Raw genomic sequence first — 18,567 nt, 5'->3', positions numbered from 1 at the left:
AGCCGATGGTGCTATAAGCCATCGAATTGAGTTATTTTTTACGGTAAATTTTCCAAATACCATTATCCGCAAGTGGATTGCTATAAGCATCATTACGGCGCTTACGCGGCGTCTGCCGACTATCTACGATCTTAAAATCAGGTAGGGCATGTACGATAAGACCTGTACGATAAAAGCGAACGCGCTCTGGCTCTAACATCTCACCTTTGCTATCACGGCAAAAAACATACGCGCGCAAATCGATAAATTCACGGTGCGCAACCAAACGTGCTTCCTCATCATTATCAAACACGGCAGACATGCGCGCAATTTCATCAGGCGTATAATCACCGCATTTGTCAGTCAGTGCCCCTACCGAGCCGAAGCTTTTGGATTCTTTGGCGCGTGTCTTGGTCAGATGTAGGCGCTGAACATGATAAATAAACTGCGGTATCTCAAGGCTGGCAGGTAATGGCAGGTAATCAGGTGGCAGATTGGCAGCAGGATAAAAAGCCACTGCGCGTTCTAGTAGAGACTGCCAATCCTGTTGATAAGCCTGCACTTCGGCTAAATTGCCTTCATAAATAGGCATGTCACGAATTTGACGCAAAATATCAGGTGGAAATTGCTCATTACGAAAACGGGCGATGTCTTCTTGTAGCGTTGACAGCAAAACTTTGGCGTGTTTTTTGCCGTCCTTTGACGTAGGGTCTTCGATATGGTCTGGGGCAACAAAGGGCGCTGAGCGTTTAGACATAATAGAAGGTCACCGTAATGATGAATAAAGCGTGTAAGCCTCAAGTATACAGAATTTATATAAAAAATATGACAATAAGACCGATTTTTTCAGCGTTTTTCATGTGCAATTGCAATGACAAAAATGAATGTAACGTGTGCTCAACTCAGATGACGTCTCTTGCAAATTTACTCTGTTTATCTTAATGATGATGACCCATATGGCTATCCATAATTTCTGTACGTTCTGATATATCACAAACCAGCGCACTGCTATGCGCTTGAGTTTGCGGATGTGACGAGCTTTCAACCTGAATGGTGGCATGATGAATATCAAGGGTAAGCAGTCTTTGCTCAAGATTGGCAATCAAGATACTTGAGTCATGAATACTCATGTCTCCATCGACAGTCACATGACAGGATAAAGCGTTTAAACCGCTAGTAATACTCCAAACATGCAGATCATGGACTTCTTTTACTTGCGGGTGTTCTTGTAGTTCTTGCTCAATCTCGACTAAAGATATATGAGACGGCGTACCTTCCATGAGAATATGAACGGAGTTGCGTACAACACGATAACCACTGACTAATATCAGGACGGCGACGATCACTGAGGCGACTGCATCTGCCCAGACCCACCCAAATCCCATCATCAATAGAGCAGCAATGATGGCAGCAACTGAACCCATCAAATCACTCAATACATGCAAATAAGCACTATGCATATTGAGATTGACAGGTTGTTTTTTACTTGATGGTTGAGTGTCTTCTTTACCATGACTGTGTGTATGATCGCTGTTATTGTGTTGGCTTCGATGCATGAGCCACGCCACCAAGATATTGATCAACATGCCGACTATCGCCACAATCAGCATACCTTGAGTCGCAATTTCAGGAGGTGAGCTAAAGCGTTTGATGGCTTCATAGAAAATCATTAAAGCAATGACAATCAATGTTGCCCCATTTACCGTCGCAACTAAAATCTCAAAGCGCTTATAACCAAAGGTTTTTTGGTGCGTGGCAGATTTTTCGCCAATTTTAAAAGCCATCAAGGTGACACCAAGTGCTATGGAATCACTCAGCATGTGACCTGCATCAGACAATAACGCTAAGCTTCCTGTAAGCCAGCCACCAATCGCTTCGATGAACATATAACTGGTAATAATAATAAAGCTAAAAAGTAACGTTCGCTGATAGCCTTTCGTATCTCGTGCTGCGACAGACCGTGTAGAGTGTGGCTCATGCTCATGACTGTCATGTGTATCATATCCATCATGCGTATCATCAGAGTGCGGCTGATGTGTATGAGCATCACTTTGATGAGGATTGTTAGATGTAGAGTCTGACTTTTCTGGCGTCATAGCAATACTCAAATTCAGAAGGGTGGGAGGATCTAGTCTATACTGACTCTGCACAGTATAGCGATGCAGCTTTAAGTAGCAGCCTATATCGTGATTATAAATTTAACATAGCTAGGCATCAGAGGTTGTAGTGACGACGTAAAACTCACATCACCAGCCTATAGGGTCAATATCTAAAGTAAGTTTGAGGTATTTGGCGCTTGGAAGCGCGATTGCAGGTTGCCACCACTGGTTTAAGATGCGGTGTAATTGTTGTCGATCCTTAGCTAATAGTAGTACTTGCGCATGGTAGCGGCTGTTTTTTTTACTCATTGGTGCATCGATAGGGCCAAGCACAGCCAGATTATGAGCAGTTGGTAACAGCTCAATGGCATCTTTTAGGGCCTGCGTGGTAGCTGCCATTGTTTTGCCTTCACAGCGTATGAGCGCGGCATAGCTATAAGGAGGCAAACCCATTATTTTGCGTTCTTGTAGCAATTCACGGGCAAACGACAGATAACCGTCCTTGACTAGTTTTAATAATAGCTCATTGTCAGGTTGCAAGGTTTGAATCAGTACGCGTCCTGCTTTGTCACCACGTCCAGCGCGTCCAGCCACCTGAACCATCAATTGGGCAGTATGCTCAGGCGAGCGAAAATCTGCTGATAAAAACCCGCGATCGGCATTGGGCAAACAAACAAGGGTGACATTGGGGAAATGATGACCTTTGGCAACCATTTGTGTACCGACTAAGATAGCAGGCTTGCCTTCATTGATACGTTGATAAATATTTTCCCAGCTGTTCTTCAACCGTGTGGTGTCACGATCAATCTGAATAATAGGGTAGAGATCTTTACTGGTTTGTGGGTTGGCAAAGATGGCATGTAGGTTTTCGCTCAGTCTGGTGGTCCCCATGCCTTTAGCATCTAAGTTTTGACTGCCGCAATCAGGACAGGCAGCAGGGATGTAAGCTTGCCAATCGCAGTGATGACATTTTAAATAAGAATGGCTGTGCTGAGCTTGATTATTATAATGAACCGTTAAATGAGCATCGCAACGAGGACAGTCTGCCTGCCAGCCGCAGGCTTTGCAGAGCAAAACAGGCGCATAGCCACGACGGTTTAAAAAGATCAATACTTGATCGCCTGCCTCTAGCGTTTGACGTATTGCACCAATGAGTGCATCGGTCAGACCAGTGTCATAACGTGCGCCATCGTCAGTGGTTTGCTGATGAGTACTTTGTAGCCGAGCATCAATGAGCTGCATCGTCGCAGGGTTAGCATTACCAGGCCGAGTCAGCAGTTGATACTCTACTAGTTTACCTTCATCGACCAATTTTAGATGCTCAAGAGAAGGCGTGGCTGTACCAAGTACGACAGGTATGTTGTGCTGAAAGCCACGATATAGGGCAACGTCAGCGGCATGATAACGCAACGTGTCTTGCTGCTTATATGAGCCATCATGTGCTTCATCCACGACAATAAGTCCCAGATCTGCAAAAGAATATAAAAGAGCTGAGCGTGTACCAATGATGATTTGTGCATGACCAGTACGGCAGTCTTGCCATCCTTGTAAGCGGTGGGTGTTGTTCATTCCTGAATGTAGTAAGACGATGTGCGCTGCAAATCGACTGGCAAAGCGCGCACGTGTCTGCGGTGTCAAACCGATCTCTGGCACAAGAATCAAAACCTGCTTTCCTGCTTCTAATACCGCTTGCATCGCTTGCAAATAGACTTCCGTCTTACCACTACCTGTAATGCCATTTAACAAAATACCTGTGTAGCGCTTGGCTTCATGGGCTGCAATAATGGCATCAACGGCACGCTGTTGCTCCGCATTCAGATCCAACGGCATTTTTGCTAATTTGACAGGAGAAGGGGCTTGTTTTGACTCAATATAACGTTCGATGAGTCCTTTGTCTTCGAGTGTCTTCAAGAACTCTCTTTGCATTCCTTCTAGTAACAGAATGTCCTCACTGGCGCCGCGTTCGCCATGCAGCTTTAGCATATCAAATTGCTGTTTTTGCTTTTTGGCATTGGCACGGAAATCATCATCCGTCACATGAGGCAAAATTCGCCAATGCGTGATCAGAAGATCTAAAGGTTTACCTTGGCGAACCAAGCTTGGCAAAATGACGGCTAAGACATCCCCTAATGGATAATGGTAATAGCGCGCCAGCCAATAGGCCAGCTTTAGCATACTATCGTCTAAGATGGGGTCAGCATCCAAGCACTTATTAATAGGTTTTATCTTATTCAAAGGAACGCTACTGTCTGCCTCAGGAATATGGGCAATGACAATACCGATTAAGGTTTGGCGACCAAATGACACTTCGACACGAGTGCCAATTTTCGGTATCGATGCATTTGGCAACGCGCTCATCTCTGCTGGTAGACTATAGTCAAATACCCGATAAAGGGGGACGGGCAGAGCAACTTGTACCAACATAAAATACACCCATCGCCTTTAGGCAGTTAAATTTTAGACAATTGCATGATGATTGAGAAAAGATAATAGCAATAAGCCCAAATAGTGATATTTGGGCTTACGTTGAAAAAGGTTACGTAATCTTAAGTATTTGAGCATTTATACGGTAGTGATATCCGTATTAGTCAATGTATAGAATGGACTCAATCTCAACCACGCCACCTTTTGGCAATGCAGCTACTTGTACCGCAGCACGGGCTGGATATGGCTCGCTTAAATTGGCAACAAACACTTCATTTAAAACCGCAAAGTCGTTCAAATCGGTTAATGACACATTAAACTTAACCACATCATTCAAGCTACCGCCAGCAGCTTCGCAGATGGCTTTGATGTTTTCAAAAACTTGCTCAGCCTGCGCTTTAAAACCTTCTCTTAATTCCATAGTCTCAGGATCAAAACCGAGTTGTCCTGAGATATAGACGGTTTTGTCAACTTTTACGGCTTGTGAATAAGTGCCAACGGCGGCAGGGGCTTTGTCTGTCTGAATGGTTTGACGAGTCATATTATGTCCTTTTTACAGCTTTTGGGTTTATAGTTTTCGGGTCAATAGCTTTTTGGTTTGATTTACAAAGACGCATTGCGTGTCTAAAGACGACACTATAAATAAAAACACGCTTTTCGTCTATTTACTAGTAAGCAAAACAGTTTATCACTGTTTTACGTCTTTCTAAATGGGGCTTATTTTATATATCGATGCCATTGAATAGTTAATAAAGCCAATCTTATCATCTAATTACAATTGGTATAGACGTATGATATTTGGGAAGCCAAGTAAGGAGCGCAGTTCACGAATACCCTGTGCTAAGTGATTGCGGCTACGTACAATAATGTGAACAATAGTGTCACTACTACGCACATCAATGGTTTCAACACCAATATTCAACTGGCGTAAATGATAAATAACTTCTGTAATTTGTTCATCGCTTAAAGAAATAGACAATTTCAAATAAGCTGGAAAACGAATCTTTCCTGTATTTTTTATGTCATGTTCACCCGGATCACCTTGCTTGACAGCTTTATCACTGCGCCAGCGCAGCTGTATCACTTGATAAGGGTTGTCTTTGCGAATGTCATCAATGGAGAAACATTTATGTCGATGCACAACCAGACCGTGACGCGATAAATGACCAACAATAGGATCACCATAAATGGGATGACAACAATTGGCAAAATCAAGCTCAACGCCAGACGCGTTGACAATTAATTGCTGGGGCTGGGTCATATCTTCGTTATGTTCTTTTGCTTGCAGATCATTTACTTCATCACTAAACAAGCGCGTAACCACCAATTGCGGCAGCAAGGTACCAGAGCTGATTTGCTCAAACAAGGCGTCTTTTTCTGTCAATCCGCGCCATTCTGTAAGATTTTTCCAGTCATTCTCTGTTAAGTCGTCAAGGCTTTTTTGGTAGGTTCTAAGGGCACGATCCAGTGCTTGCTGACCATGATGGCGTTTATCATCAATAGATAAATCTTTAAACCACCGCAAAATCTCTTCACGAGCTTTGTTTGTCACGACAAAGCCAAGCCACTCTGCTTTTGGTTCTGAGTGACTGTTTACCTCAATCTCAATGAGCTGTCCGTTTTTGACCACCGTGCCCAATTTTGCCGCTTTGTCATCGATGTTAGCGCCGACTGCGACATTACCGACCATGGGTCCAACGGCATAAGCAAAATCTAGTGCGGTTGCGCCTTGTGGTAACTCATAAGCGCGACCTTGCGGACTGTAACAGATGATTTTACTAGAATGCAGGTAATCCATCAGCTCATTAATAGTAGAAACAGCTGCTGAAAAATCAGGACTATTTTCATTCAAATTGTCTTCGTCGACCAAGTCTTTCATATTACGTAATGAGGCTTGAATCACCGACTGACTGATATCGGATGCGTGCTCTGCACCAATAACACCAAGTCTGGCCGCGTTTTGCATTTGCTTGGTCAAAATGGTTACTTTTACAACATCATTGTCACGCTCATAAATTAATGTGAGCGACTGACTACCGCCTGGGAGCGGCCTGCGAATATTATCAGCGATATGACTGTCATCAATTTGATATTTTTTAATCAGATAATAAGCCAGCTTGTCACAAGATTCGATATTGTCGAGGACAATCTCAAACGCATAATGACGCAGTAAAGCATTGATCTCACCGCGATTGCGGAAAAACTGACGGTAGATGACCACGCGATTGTCTAAGACCTTGACCAGTCCATTCAATTCTAAATTGGTGAGAACAATATTTAAGTAGCGATGAATGGCTTCTTTTTGAAAGTTACGTCCAAGACCATGTTGCAAAAGCTTATCAGAGATCTTGTTATACATATCCGAGTTGAGATTGCGATAACAAAGCACCTCGATATAATCAGCAATATCATTGAGACCCATTAGACGCGCAAACGGTACATAAAAGTCCAAGGTTTCTTGGGCCGTTGTACGCTGCTTTTCAGGGCGCACAGCGTCAAGCGTGGACATATTGTGTAATCGGTCAGCAAGCTTAATAATCAAGACACGAGGATCGGCCAATGTGGCAGTCAAGATCTTATGAAAAGTCGCAGCTTTATTTTGTTGCTTGTTATGTGAAGAGGATTTGAGTTTGGTCACCCCATCAACCAACCTTGCCACGGCCTTGCCATAGCGCTCTCTAAGCTGCTCATCGCTCACATCAGTATCTTCGACGGTATCATGTAAAATTGCTGCGATAATCGTATCTCGATCTAAGCGAAAACCGGCCAATATTTCAGCCACCGCAATAGGGTGGGTGATATAAGGCTCTCCTGATTTGCGCTTGTCTTTAATATGCGCAACATCACCGAACTCGCACGCATCAACAATATCACGCCGTTCAGCAGCAGTGAGATAACCTACTGAGCGCAGTAAGTTATATTGAGCTTCATCTACCAGATGATGACTGAGTTTGGGTAAGGTTTGACTCATAAAGCAACAATCCTATTTCCATTATCTATTTGTCTAACTGCTTATCAAAGTAATAAACTATCAAGATAAACAGTGACTTAATTGAATGCTGACTACTACATAGAAGCCTAATGAAAAAGCTAAAGACAGTTAGACCATTCTCTAATTAATCGCAAATCGTATTCAAAGTCAACTGATAAGCGAGTAGGGATGATAAAAACTTAAAAATTCTGCCTCAAAGGTTTATTTTGAGGTATAAATGGCAATTACAACCATCAAAACGATGTCGTTACAACCAAAAAACCACAGCCTGTGCTGTGGTCTCTATCGTCACCATGTATATATCTATAAAACAATCAATTGCTTTATGATGCTATACAGTGGACGTTATCAAAGCGATTTATTAGAAGCTGTGATCGCCTGACAATGCCAAATCCAGTGAACTGGTTGCAAAGTGATGCTCTGGCTGATTTAAAATATCACGTGTGATTTTACCAGCAGCAATTTCACGCAATGCCAATACGGTAGGCTTGTCGTTATCGACGCTAACCAATGGCTCTGCGATACCTTTAGCCAATTGACGGGCACGTTTGCTTGCCACTAAAATCAGTTCAAAGCGATTATCAACATTATCTAAGCAATCTTCAATCGTCACTCGTGCCATAAATAGCTACCTCGGTTGTTTTTACCAGTCACGGACACGGGCCGCCACTCAATAAAAATAATATCAAAAATATAAAAAAGTAATAGCCAGACATTATAGCATTTTTTGCGCAGTCGCGTAGTTGCTTTTTATATTCACTTCTCAAATGACTTATGAATAGTAAGCCATACTTTGCTTATTCGTCTGCTTTATCGCTCAGTAGATTGGTAATGGTACGATGATAGCGTTGTTGTTGGCGTTTGAGGGTTTGTCTATCAGCCACGATAATGGCTTTTAGTTCAGCTAAGGCCACCTCAAAGTTGTCATTGATAACCACATAGTCCGCATTTACGTATTGTGCCATTTCAGTAACTGCGCCAGCAAGGCGCTGCTCAATCACTTCTACGCTATCTTGTGCACGGGTTGAGAGACGTTGACGCAGTGTCGTCAGACTGGGCGGTAAAATAAAAACCATAATGGCATCGGCAAACATATTTCTGATCTGCGTCGCTCCTTGCCAGTCAATCTCCAAAATCACGTCAATACCTGCCGCAAGCTGGGTGCGGACACTTTGCTCAGACGTGCCGTAATAATTGCCAAATACCTCAGCATGCTCCAAGAACTGGCCTGCAATGATACCGTTAGTAAAGCTGTCGACATCAGTGAAATGATAGTGCTGACCATCAATCTCGCCAGGACGTGGTGCGCGAGTGGTATGTGAAATACTGACGGTCAAATCATTGGTGGTGGCAAGCAGCTGTTTTACCAATGAGGTCTTGCCTGTACCCGAGGCGGCGGTGATAATAAATAATGAACCTGTCATACAATATGTCCTAGTAAAAGACCAAAAAATGTCCTAGCGAAGGGCAAAAGGCTGGTAAAAATAAAAATCGCCATCATGTATGGCGATAAGAGTTAAAATCGATGCGTTATTATAAACTGCTTTTGTGACTTTTATTTTAATAAAGCCGCCCTGATTAATTCACTATCCATATACTGGCGTTTAACGATAGAACATTGGTATTTTCAAGGGCAATAAAAGCAAATTATGATAAAGTAGAGCGTTGCTTTTGTTTCAACTTTTACATTGAAGCGGTGTAAAATACGCTTTAACTATAAATTATCTAATGATAGGCCTGTTTATGCAAATTTATCTTGCCAACCCTCGTGGATTTTGTGCTGGTGTGGATCGTGCGATTGCGATTGTGAATGAAGCATTGACGCGTTTTGAGCCACCCATTTATGTTCGCCATGAGGTAGTACATAATAAATTTGTTGTCTCTGATTTGGCAAATCGCGGTGCCGTATTTGTGGAAGAGCTTGACGAAGTACCAGATGGGTCGATTGTTATTTTTTCGGCACATGGTGTGTCAAAAGCCGTTGAAGATGAGGCTGAGCGTCGCGACTTGACAGTATTTGATGCCACTTGTCCGCTAGTTACTAAAGTGCATATTGAAGTGGCAAAGTTTGCGCAAGAAGGTATGGATGCAGTACTAATTGGCCATGCTGGGCATCCTGAAGTTGAAGGTACGATGGGCCGCTTTAATCGTCGTCACGGTGGTCAGATTCATCTGGTTGAGGACGAGAGTGATGTCGAAGCACTCAGCGTACAAAATCCTGAGCGCTTAGCGTTTGTTACCCAAACCACGTTGTCGATGGATGACACAGCACGCGTCATTGATGCCTTACGGGGCAAATTTCCTAGTATCCAAGGACCGCGCAAAGACGATATCTGTTATGCCACCCAAAACCGCCAAGATGCGGTAAAAGATTTGGCCAGTCGCTGTGAAGTGGTCTTGGTTGTGGGCTCACCCAATTCTTCAAACTCCAATCGTCTACGTGAGTTGGCTGAACGTATGAATTGCCGGGCTTATTTGATCGACAATGCTAGCGAGATGAATAGCAGCTGGTTGGAGGGTGTACAAAGTGTTGGCGTGACGGCTGGTGCTTCAGCGCCTGAGGTGCTCATTCAAGAAGTCCTACAGCAGTTGCAAGATTGGGGTGGCGATTTGCCTAGTGAGCTGTCAGGTATTGAAGAAAACGTAATATTTAGCTTACCAAAGGCCCTACGCATCCCTGTCACACAGGTAGGTAAGTAGGGCAAGAGCTTATGTATGTAGAGCTCTAAGCACCTATAATTTGATAAAAAATCTCTAATCAGCCTTCGTTAAAAGTCACCTACTATGGATAAGGTAGAATGAAAAAACAGAAAACCAAGTTTGTATTGGCAGAGGCCACCCTTGAAGAGGTGAACAAACAGTTAAAAATAAATATGTTTGTTATTGTCCTAGTTGCCTTGATACTTCTCCTAAATATCGCAAATTTTATGCAAAGTTATAGTCTTTTTTATGGCTTACTCGTTGTGGTTATGATTTTTTTCTTGTTCATTATTATCAAAAGCCGCCAAATTCTTGAGATGAGAAAAAAAGCGCTAACGAGAGTTGAGTAGACTGGTCTCTAAAAGAAAAATATTCCGTCAGGTAGAGCAAATAAATCCTCTGATTTTTACGGGTAAAGAATTACGATACATTTCCCAATAATAGATTTTCATGTCATTTAATAGCGAAGATACATGAGAACGCTTTGGTACAAGAACAAGGATGGTCATGCCAGCTTATTACACTTTTATTAAACGCGAACAGCAAGAAAACGGTATCAGTGTCGCACATTATCAGCCAACTAAGCATGCGCAGGGCGCTTGGAATGAGCACGAGCAACATATGGCGCCAGCAACGGGGGTGCTCACCGCTGAGCTAAATGGTTATGCGCCGCAACACAACATGCGTATTGCTCGCATTAGTCTTGATATTTTAGGCCTGATACCGCTTGATGACTTTACCATTACTACGCGCTGTATTCGACCCGGCAAAACCATAGAATTGATTGAAGCAGTCATGAGTAGTCGCGGCCGTGATGCGATCATCGCACGAGCATGGCGATTAATGACGCAAGATACCAGTGAGATTGCAGGGATTGAGGATCAGCAGTCTGCGCACAAGCCTGAGGATCTATCCGCTTGGGACGGTATGAAAGGCTGGCCAGGGGGATTTATTGAAAGTGTGCGCTTAGTAACCGATACGCAGCGTCGTCCTGGGCGCGGTATGATATGGATCACCAATGATTTCGAGATGGTCGAGGGTGTACCAACGGATGATTTAGTACATTTATTGGGTATGGTCGATACCGCCAATGGTGTTGTACCACGGGTTGGTCTTGGCTTATCAAAATTGGAATGGATGTTCCCAAACACCGATTTGCAAATCCACATGCACCGCAAACCTCAAGGTCGCTGGCTAGGCATTGAGGCTGTTCAGCAATATGGCGATGATGGTATCGGCTTGACCAGTGGCATACTACATGACACACAAGGCCCATTTGGTCGTAGTGAGCAAATTCTGACTATTCGACCGATGCCACGTTAAAAGATAAAGCATTATTTAGCTATTGGTTTTAAAAAATGAAACAAGAAGTTGTAATCAATTAATTATACAAATATTGGGAAAATGGTTTTAATAGTACCTAATAAGACGATGTTAATCGATATAGAGGTTGCTATGAAAACACACATTCATTTTTCAAAAAAATTGACTGCTATCTGGGAGTTATTGCTAGAAGCTTATTCAGAATAGTTTTTAGCGTTATCGTTTTTAGTATCTGCGCTTGGATGTTTATTTCTTAAACTTCTATAAGAAAAGTACTCACCTAAGAAAAACACTACCTTGACAAATATGGGTGGTGTTTTTTTATGGGATAAGGTTTTTGTGCTTGAATTTTTTCTCAATGCCCCTATTAGTATAGACAGTTTAACGGTATCGCATACGACAGGCTCTCTAATATTACGAGAGCGGCTTTAGTGAGTATATCGTTATCTGATAATAGGTCTTTCATAGAATTTAAAGGAGTTTTTATGAGTGAAGCAACTCAAGCTGAAGGTCTGAATCCAGAATTAAAAAAACACACGTTTGAAGCGGAAGTGGCGCAGTTGCTGCATTTGGTGACACATTCACTATATTCTAATGCTGATATTTTTGTGCGTGAGCTGGTTTCTAACGCTTCTGATGCCTGCGATAAATTGCGCTTTGAAGCCACCAATGACGACAGCCTATATGAAAATGACGGTGAGCTGCGCATACGTATTGCCGTTGATGAAGAAGCCAAAACCATCACCTTTACCGACAATGGTATTGGTATGAATGAAGCGGATGCGATTGATAACTTGGGTACAATCGCCAAATCCGGCACCAAAGCATTTTTGGACAAATTGTCTGAATCACAAAAACAAGATGGTCAGTTGATCGGACAGTTCGGTGTTGGTTTTTACTCAGGATTTATCGTGGCCGATACCATCAGTGTTGAATCACGTAAAGCGGGCGAGCCTGCTGATAAAGGCGTGCGCTGGGTATCAGATGGTACTGGTAGCTTTACGGTTGAGCCTATCAACAAAGCAGAGCGCGGTACCGCCATCACTTTACATTTAAAAGAAGAATATTCTGAGGGCGAAGACAGCTATCTTGATCGCGGTAAAATCAAGCGTTTAGTGAATAAATACTCAGACCATATCAGCTTGCCGATTCAGATGCGTAAAGAAGTTTGGCAAGAAGATGTGAAAGAAGACGAAAACGACGACACGCCAGCTGGTGGCGAGATGGTGCTGACAGATGAGTGGGAAACCATCAATAAAGCCAGCGCGCTATGGACACGTTCAGCATCTGAAATTGAAGATGACGAGTATGCCGATTTCTACAAAAACATCACTTATGATATGGATGCGCCGCTCGCTTGGACGCACAACCGTGTTGAAGGCCGCGTACAGTATACGCAGTTATTGTATATCCCGAAAAAAGCGCCTGTTGATCTTTATACCCGCGAGCAGCAGCATGGCTTAAAGCTGTACGTCAAACGTGTGTTTATCATGGACGAAGCTGAGCAGCTGCTTCCAATGTATCTGCGCTTTGTTAAAGGGGTGATTGATTCAGCAGATTTGCCATTGAACGTCAGTCGTGAGCTGCTACAAGAGTCACGTGATGTCAAATCAATCCGTGATGGTAATGCGCGCCGTATTTTGACCTTGCTATCAAGTTTGGCTAATAGCGAAGACAGCGACAAGCAAGAAAAATTCGCTCAGTTCTACGCAGAGTTTGGTGATGTGATCAAAGAAGGTCTTGGCGAAGACATGGGCAATCAAGAGCGTATTGCCAAACTGCTTCGTTATGCGACCAGCACGCAAGACGGTCTTGAGACCAGCTTTGAAGACTATAAAGCTCGTATGAAGGAAGGCCAAAAAGCCATCTATTATCTAACCGCAGATAACTTAGCAGCGGCAAAAAACAGTCCGCAACTTGAGCTGTTTAAGAAAAAAGGCATCGAAGTTATCTTGATGACCAGCCGTGTTGATGAATGGGCAATGAATTTCTTAACTCAGTTCGATGAGACACCGCTACAGAACATCGCCAAAGGCGCTGTAGATTTGGGTGACTTGCAAGACGAGGCTGAAAAAGCGGAAGCCGAAAAAGCCCAAGAGACATTGAAACCTGTGGTTGATAAGCTAAAAACGGCTTTAGGTGGCCGTGCTAAAGATGTGAAAGTATCAACACGTCTGGTCGATAGCCCAGCTTGTTTGGTGGTTGGAGAAGGTGAGTTGTCACCGCAAATGATCCAGATGCTTAAGCAAATGGGGCAGGATGTACCAGAAAGCAAACCAACGCTTGAAGTGAACCCTGATCATCCATTGATCAAAAAACTTGAAAGCAGTGAGCAGTTTGATGATCTTGCTCAAGTCATTTTTGATCAGGCTTTATTAGCAGACGGTGGTCAGTTAGAAGATCCAGCGGCTTATCTGAAGCGCGTCAATGAGTTGTTGATGAGATAATATATCGTCTTGAATTAAAAAGGAGGTCTTAGATATAAGACCTCCTTTTTTTGTCGGTTTCTATATTAATTTAAGCAAATTTTACAAATCAGCCTTATCCTCTTAACCGACAATCCGTTACAATCGCGATAGATTAGCGAGCTAAAATAAAAGCTTGTATTGTTCGCTATTTGTCACCATTTCCTAGTGAATTCAATATGAAATTAATGTCTACCAACCACGTAGAAGTTATTGATCAATAACGTTATACAGTGGCTGTATGGAGACACTTATACTTGACTCACTTTATCTTCTTGACTGGCTAGAGGTCTAAGTCTTTGTCACTTGCGTCGCTAAAAACCGTATCACTTCAGCGTTTTTCGCTCAATTTCGCTGCCAATATTATTGCAACGTTGTGGATGCTGGTCGGGTCAACACGGGCATTTTCTTGGGTAAAACCGACCTTTATTCAATTTGCTGTATTTGCCCTATTGGCACTTGGCAGCAATGTGCTTTTTTCGTGGCTTGCGGCTGAAAGCGGTAGCCTCTTTAATGAGCAAGGATTGGTCAGTTATCTGATTTGGCCGATGATTATTCTGTTAGGCGGCATCATTTTGGCACGCCGCGCAGGCAATCAATCGCTGGTTTTTGTGCCTGTGATTCTGTGGTTGGTTGCTGATACTTTATCAGCACTTCTACAGAGCCTAATGCAGCTTTTGGGCAGTTATGGCTGGTTACCTGATTGGAGTTACTCGTTTTTACCAATTTTATTTTTGGTGCTGTTTTTATGGCAAACGCTAGCCTTATTATGGATTTTTTCTCGTCGCTTACGTATACCGTGGTGGGAGCGGATTATTGTGTTGGTGGGTGCGGTTGCACTCCTAACTATCTGGCAGCGTAATGTCGCTGATCAGCCCATATTCAAACAGACGCCAGTAACGCCTGTCTTAGAAGAAGCGGCGTTTTATGAGCAGCCTCGACTGTTACAACAAGCCTTGAACAGTATTGATGCGGGTGTTTTGGGCAGAACAGATTGGTATTTTATGGGCGTTGCAGGTTTCTCTGAACAAGATGTCTTTCGTTCTGAGATCAACAAGGTGCGTGAATTGTTTGATGTGCGTTTTGGTACCAGCGGCCATTCTTTGGCGTTGGTCAATAATACCTATAGTTGGTTAGATGAGCCAATCGCGACCAAGACCAGTATTTTGCGAGGCTTAAAAAAAATTGGTCAACAAATGAATGCGGATGAAGATGTATTGTTTCTCACTTTATCTTCACATGGTAATCAAGACATCATTCAATTGGCCAATCCGCCACTTGTGATGGAAAATCTAGATGCTGCATGGTTGCGTGAGGCACTCGATGACTCTGGCATTCGTTGGCGTGTGATCGTCGTGTCTGCCTGTTATTCAGGTTCATTCATTGATGAGCTGGCGTCTCCAACCACTGTGGTAATTACGGCATCAGCCGCTGATAGACCGTCGTTTGGTTGTACCAACACCGCTGAAATGACGTATTTTGGGCAAGCGTTCTTTGCTGAGAGTCTGCGCAGCAATACCAGTTTTGAAGCTGCTTTTAAGGACGCAGGAGTACGTGTGCATGAGCGCGAGGAGTTGATGGGGTTTGAACCATCAGAGCCGCAGATGGCCGTTGGTAGTCTTATGGAAACAGCGCTTCCTGCATTCGAGCAAGTGCTGTTTGATAAAACAAGACCCCCTGTGGCAAGCGTGATTGATAATGAGGTAGCCACGATTAATGTATTGCCTGAAGGCGCTTCTTCTCAGTCAGCGGATACTACTGTAGCTACAACGGACTGATGATTCAACAGTATCTAAAATCTTAACATTGTCGGTATTATCTTATAAGTGCTTCTTATAAGTCATTGTGTATTTTACTTTGGATAAAAAGGATGTCACTCATGAAAAAGTCTTACAGTCATCGCTTGTCTGCCAATAGCCAACTCACACAAAAAAGTGTGAATCGCTGCTTTAATGGTGAACAGCACTATTATAGTCATCAATCAACCGCCACCAAAACACCGATGACGTTCAGTATTTACTTGCCTGATGAAGCACTCACAGGTCAGCGCTGTCCTGCTATCTTGTACTTGTCAGGTTTGACGTGTAATGCCGATAATGTCACTCATAAAGCGCATTTTCAACAGAGATGTAGCGAGCTTGGCATGATCTTCATTGCACCCGATACTTCCCCACGTAGCGTGCCAGCATCAGACGAAGCAGAAACCATAGAGGTTCCTAATGATGAGCGCTACTTTGTCGGTCAAGGGGCAGGGTATTATGTCGACGCGACAGAAGCACCTTGGGCAGACAACTTCAACATGGAGAGTTATATCGTTGAAGAGCTGTATGATTTGTTACGTTCAGAGTTTCCCATTGATACGATTGGCATCACAGGGCACTCGATGGGTGGTCATGGGGCACTATTACTAGGATTTAAGTTTCCTAGCAAATTTGTTAGCGTGTCGGCGCTATCGCCTGTCTGTGCCGCCAGTGAGTCAGCATGGGGACAAGCGGCTTATACTGAGTACTTTGGTGATGATAAGTCATTGTGGGCGCAAGCAGATGCTTCAAAGATGATTGAAAAAGTCGGTCGGCAGTATGCGAGTATCTTGGTCGATCAAGGGGCAGCCGATAACTTTTTAGCAGAAGGTCAATTGCAAACGTCTACATTACAAGACGCTTGTGAAAAAGCTAAGCAGCCCTTAACACTGCGTTATCAAGGTGGTCATGATCACAGTTATTATTTTATTCAAACCGTGATTAACGACCATATCGATCATCATTGGCGTATGGCGCAGCTTCGCTAGATTTTTAATTAAGTTTTAATATGATGTTTTTTTTGTTGTATCGTTTGATTCAAAAAAGGTAAGTCTTATGGCAAGTTATCAAGATTTGGCCGCAGTAGATTTAAAAGATCAATCATCGGATTCTAGTGATTCTGAATCTACGCTCGCTACCATGCAAGCGGACATGGACGCAGCTTTGAAAGATAAACAGCATGCTGATATTGGTACTAATTCCAACGAGAAGCTGACAAGTTCAGTGCAATCAAGTGATATGATTGAGCAGTCAACGAATGAGGCTGGGAATAGAGTGCTGGATGAGGCTCAGGTCTCACGAGTAATAGAGATGGCGTGGGAAGACAGAACACCATTTGGCGCCATTGAACATAGCTATGGTCTTAGTGAGCCTGACGTTATTAAGCTTATGCGTCAAGAGCTCAAGCCGTCGTCTTTTCGCTTATGGCGTCAACGAGTCAGTAACCGTGCGACCAAACACGAGGCGAAGCGCTCTTTTGAAGTTGGTCGCGCATATTGTAAGACACAATATAAGCCGCGCTAGTCATTTAAGCATAAAACGGTTCGTATCTTTGATATGATCTGAATATTGAAAGCGCTTACCTCCGTTATAACATCCTTTATATTTTGCTCGTCTTTTATTTAAACATGAATTAGGTAGATCCTTATGATCAGTTCTCCAAAACCTTATCTTATCGCACCTTCGATACTGTCAGCCGATTTTGCACGTTTGGGCGAAGAAGTTGAAAAAGTACTGGAATCGGGCGCTGATGTGATTCATTTCGATGTCATGGACAACCATTACGTGCCGAATTTGACATTTGGTAGTATGATTTGTAAAGCACTGCGTGACTATGGAGTTGATGCGCCTATCGACGTACATCTGATGGTCTCGCCTGTTGATAGCATGATTGAACAGTTTTTAGATGCAGGTGCGAGCATTATTACTTTTCATCCAGAAGCCAGCGCGCACGTTGATCGTTCTTTACAGCTGATTAAAGATGGTGGGGCAGAATGTGGCTTGGTATTAAATCCAGCAACGCCATTACATCATTTAGATTATGTTATGGACAAGGTCGATCAAATCCTACTCATGAGCGTCAATCCTGGATACGGTGGGCAGTCGTTTATTGAGAGCACTTTAGATAAAGTTCGCCAAGTCCGTCAACGCATTGTTACTAGCGGTCGAGACATCAGGTTAGAAGTCGATGGTGGTATCAAGGCCAGTAATATTCGTGCAATTGCTGAAGCAGGCGCGGATATGTTTGTCGCTGGTTCTGCAATTTTCAACCAAGAAGATTATAAAGCTGCTATCGATGCGATGCGTGAAGAGTTGGCACTCGTTAGGGCTGATCAGTAACATCGGTATCATTAAAATACGCGGTGTACTCGTCATTTATACGATGGTAGGTTATGTAAAGGTAAACTATGAACACAAACAAACCCGTTCCCTCGTCAGTGCGTTCTGAGCCAATCACAGATACTAGGCCGCATCGTAGCTTAGTACCAAAAGGGATTACAATTGGCTTGGCTATTTTTGCGCTTGTGCTAAGTTTAGCAGGCTATGGTTTTCGCTTAATGATTGGCGATGACGTTGGCGTCGTATTGCGTCATGCTGCTGTAGTCATACCTACCTTTGTGCTTGGCATCCCATTGTTTTTTTGGCTTGGCTCGCGAGTGCTTAATAAAGTTAAAGGTCTGCATATTGAAACCAGAAATGCGCTGACGCTTGGCTGGTTGACTGCTTGTGTGTCAATGTTGTGGTTGATGGGGAGTTATAGTTAACATCACGATCAGCAAAAATAA

The 18,567-nt window shown here is 43.3% G+C and carries 16 protein-coding genes; 9 read left to right on the top strand and 7 right to left on the bottom strand.

From position 1 onward, the window contains the following. Positions 1 to 31: 31 nt before the first annotated feature. The 7 genes from A3K91_RS11200 to gmk form a co-directional block, all read right to left on the bottom strand. Positions 32 to 736 carry a hypothetical protein gene (locus A3K91_RS11200; protein WP_062845334.1) on the bottom strand — a complete coding sequence of 235 codons (705 nt, stop codon included), beginning with the start codon at positions 734 to 736 and terminating at the stop codon, positions 32 to 34. A 181-nt stretch (positions 737 to 917) separates the two neighbouring features. Then, positions 918 to 2,075, bottom strand: a complete 1,158-nt coding sequence (locus tag A3K91_RS11195; RefSeq protein ID WP_062845333.1) for a cation diffusion facilitator family transporter — start codon at positions 2,073 to 2,075, stop codon at positions 918 to 920. A gap of 150 nt (positions 2,076 to 2,225) precedes the next feature. Then, a complete protein-coding gene (locus tag A3K91_RS11190) occupies positions 2,226 to 4,502 on the bottom strand; it encodes a primosomal protein N' (RefSeq protein WP_062845332.1) in 2,277 nt (758 codons plus the stop codon). 160 nt (positions 4,503 to 4,662) lie between these two features. Then, positions 4,663 to 5,043 (bottom strand): RidA family protein, encoded by a 381-nt coding sequence (locus A3K91_RS11185; RefSeq protein ID WP_062845331.1) that lies wholly within the window; start codon positions 5,041 to 5,043, stop codon positions 4,663 to 4,665. Positions 5,044 to 5,274: 231 nt separating this feature from the next. Beyond that, complete coding sequence (locus tag A3K91_RS11180) at positions 5,275 to 7,473, bottom strand: RelA/SpoT family protein (RefSeq protein ID WP_062845330.1); 2,199 nt, start codon at positions 7,471 to 7,473, stop codon at positions 5,275 to 5,277. A gap of 382 nt (positions 7,474 to 7,855) precedes the next feature. Further along, a complete protein-coding gene (gene rpoZ / locus A3K91_RS11175; RefSeq protein ID WP_062845329.1) occupies positions 7,856 to 8,116 on the bottom strand; it encodes a DNA-directed RNA polymerase subunit omega in 261 nt (86 codons plus the stop codon). Positions 8,117 to 8,291: 175 nt separating this feature from the next. Then, positions 8,292 to 8,918 carry a guanylate kinase gene (gene gmk / locus A3K91_RS11170; RefSeq protein ID WP_062845328.1) on the bottom strand — a complete coding sequence of 209 codons (627 nt, stop codon included), beginning with the start codon at positions 8,916 to 8,918 and terminating at the stop codon, positions 8,292 to 8,294. A gap of 319 nt (positions 8,919 to 9,237) precedes the next feature. Between gmk and ispH the strand changes: the two genes are divergently transcribed. The 9 genes from ispH (at position 9,238) to A3K91_RS11125 (ending at position 18,546) form a co-directional block, all read left to right on the top strand. Further along, positions 9,238 to 10,194: a 4-hydroxy-3-methylbut-2-enyl diphosphate reductase gene (gene ispH, locus A3K91_RS11165; RefSeq protein WP_062845327.1), complete on the top strand. Its 957-nt coding sequence runs from the start codon at positions 9,238 to 9,240 to the stop codon at positions 10,192 to 10,194. Positions 10,195 to 10,292: 98 nt separating this feature from the next. Further along, positions 10,293 to 10,544: a hypothetical protein gene (locus A3K91_RS11160; RefSeq protein WP_062845326.1), complete on the top strand. Its 252-nt coding sequence runs from the start codon at positions 10,293 to 10,295 to the stop codon at positions 10,542 to 10,544. A gap of 157 nt (positions 10,545 to 10,701) precedes the next feature. Beyond that, entirely contained in the window at positions 10,702 to 11,517 is an 816-nt protein-coding gene (locus A3K91_RS11155; RefSeq protein ID WP_062845325.1) for a thioesterase family protein, read from the top strand. Positions 11,518 to 12,002: 485 nt separating this feature from the next. After that, complete coding sequence (htpG, locus tag A3K91_RS11150; protein WP_062845324.1) at positions 12,003 to 13,964, top strand: molecular chaperone HtpG; 1,962 nt, start codon at positions 12,003 to 12,005, stop codon at positions 13,962 to 13,964. A gap of 317 nt (positions 13,965 to 14,281) precedes the next feature. Further along, positions 14,282 to 15,760, top strand: coding sequence for a C13 family peptidase (locus tag A3K91_RS11145; protein WP_062845323.1), 1,479 nt, complete (start codon positions 14,282 to 14,284; stop codon positions 15,758 to 15,760). 101 nt (positions 15,761 to 15,861) lie between these two features. Further along, complete coding sequence (gene fghA, locus A3K91_RS11140) at positions 15,862 to 16,770, top strand: S-formylglutathione hydrolase (protein WP_062845322.1); 909 nt, start codon at positions 15,862 to 15,864, stop codon at positions 16,768 to 16,770. Positions 16,771 to 17,020: 250 nt separating this feature from the next. Next, positions 17,021 to 17,305: a TIGR03643 family protein gene (locus A3K91_RS14245; RefSeq protein WP_228139957.1), complete on the top strand. Its 285-nt coding sequence runs from the start codon at positions 17,021 to 17,023 to the stop codon at positions 17,303 to 17,305. A 123-nt stretch (positions 17,306 to 17,428) separates the two neighbouring features. Further along, positions 17,429 to 18,121, top strand: a complete 693-nt coding sequence (gene rpe, locus A3K91_RS11130; protein WP_062845320.1) for a ribulose-phosphate 3-epimerase — start codon at positions 17,429 to 17,431, stop codon at positions 18,119 to 18,121. Between the two features lie 68 nt (positions 18,122 to 18,189). Continuing rightward, a complete protein-coding gene (locus A3K91_RS11125; RefSeq protein WP_062845319.1) occupies positions 18,190 to 18,546 on the top strand; it encodes a hypothetical protein in 357 nt (118 codons plus the stop codon). Positions 18,547 to 18,567: the final 21 nt, after the last annotated feature.

This window comes from Psychrobacter alimentarius, assembly GCF_001606025.1.
Lineage (GTDB): Bacteria > Pseudomonadota > Gammaproteobacteria > Pseudomonadales > Moraxellaceae > Psychrobacter > Psychrobacter alimentarius.
The sequence above is the reverse complement of the archived record's forward strand: the minus strand, read 5'-3'. Positions and strand labels throughout refer to the sequence as shown.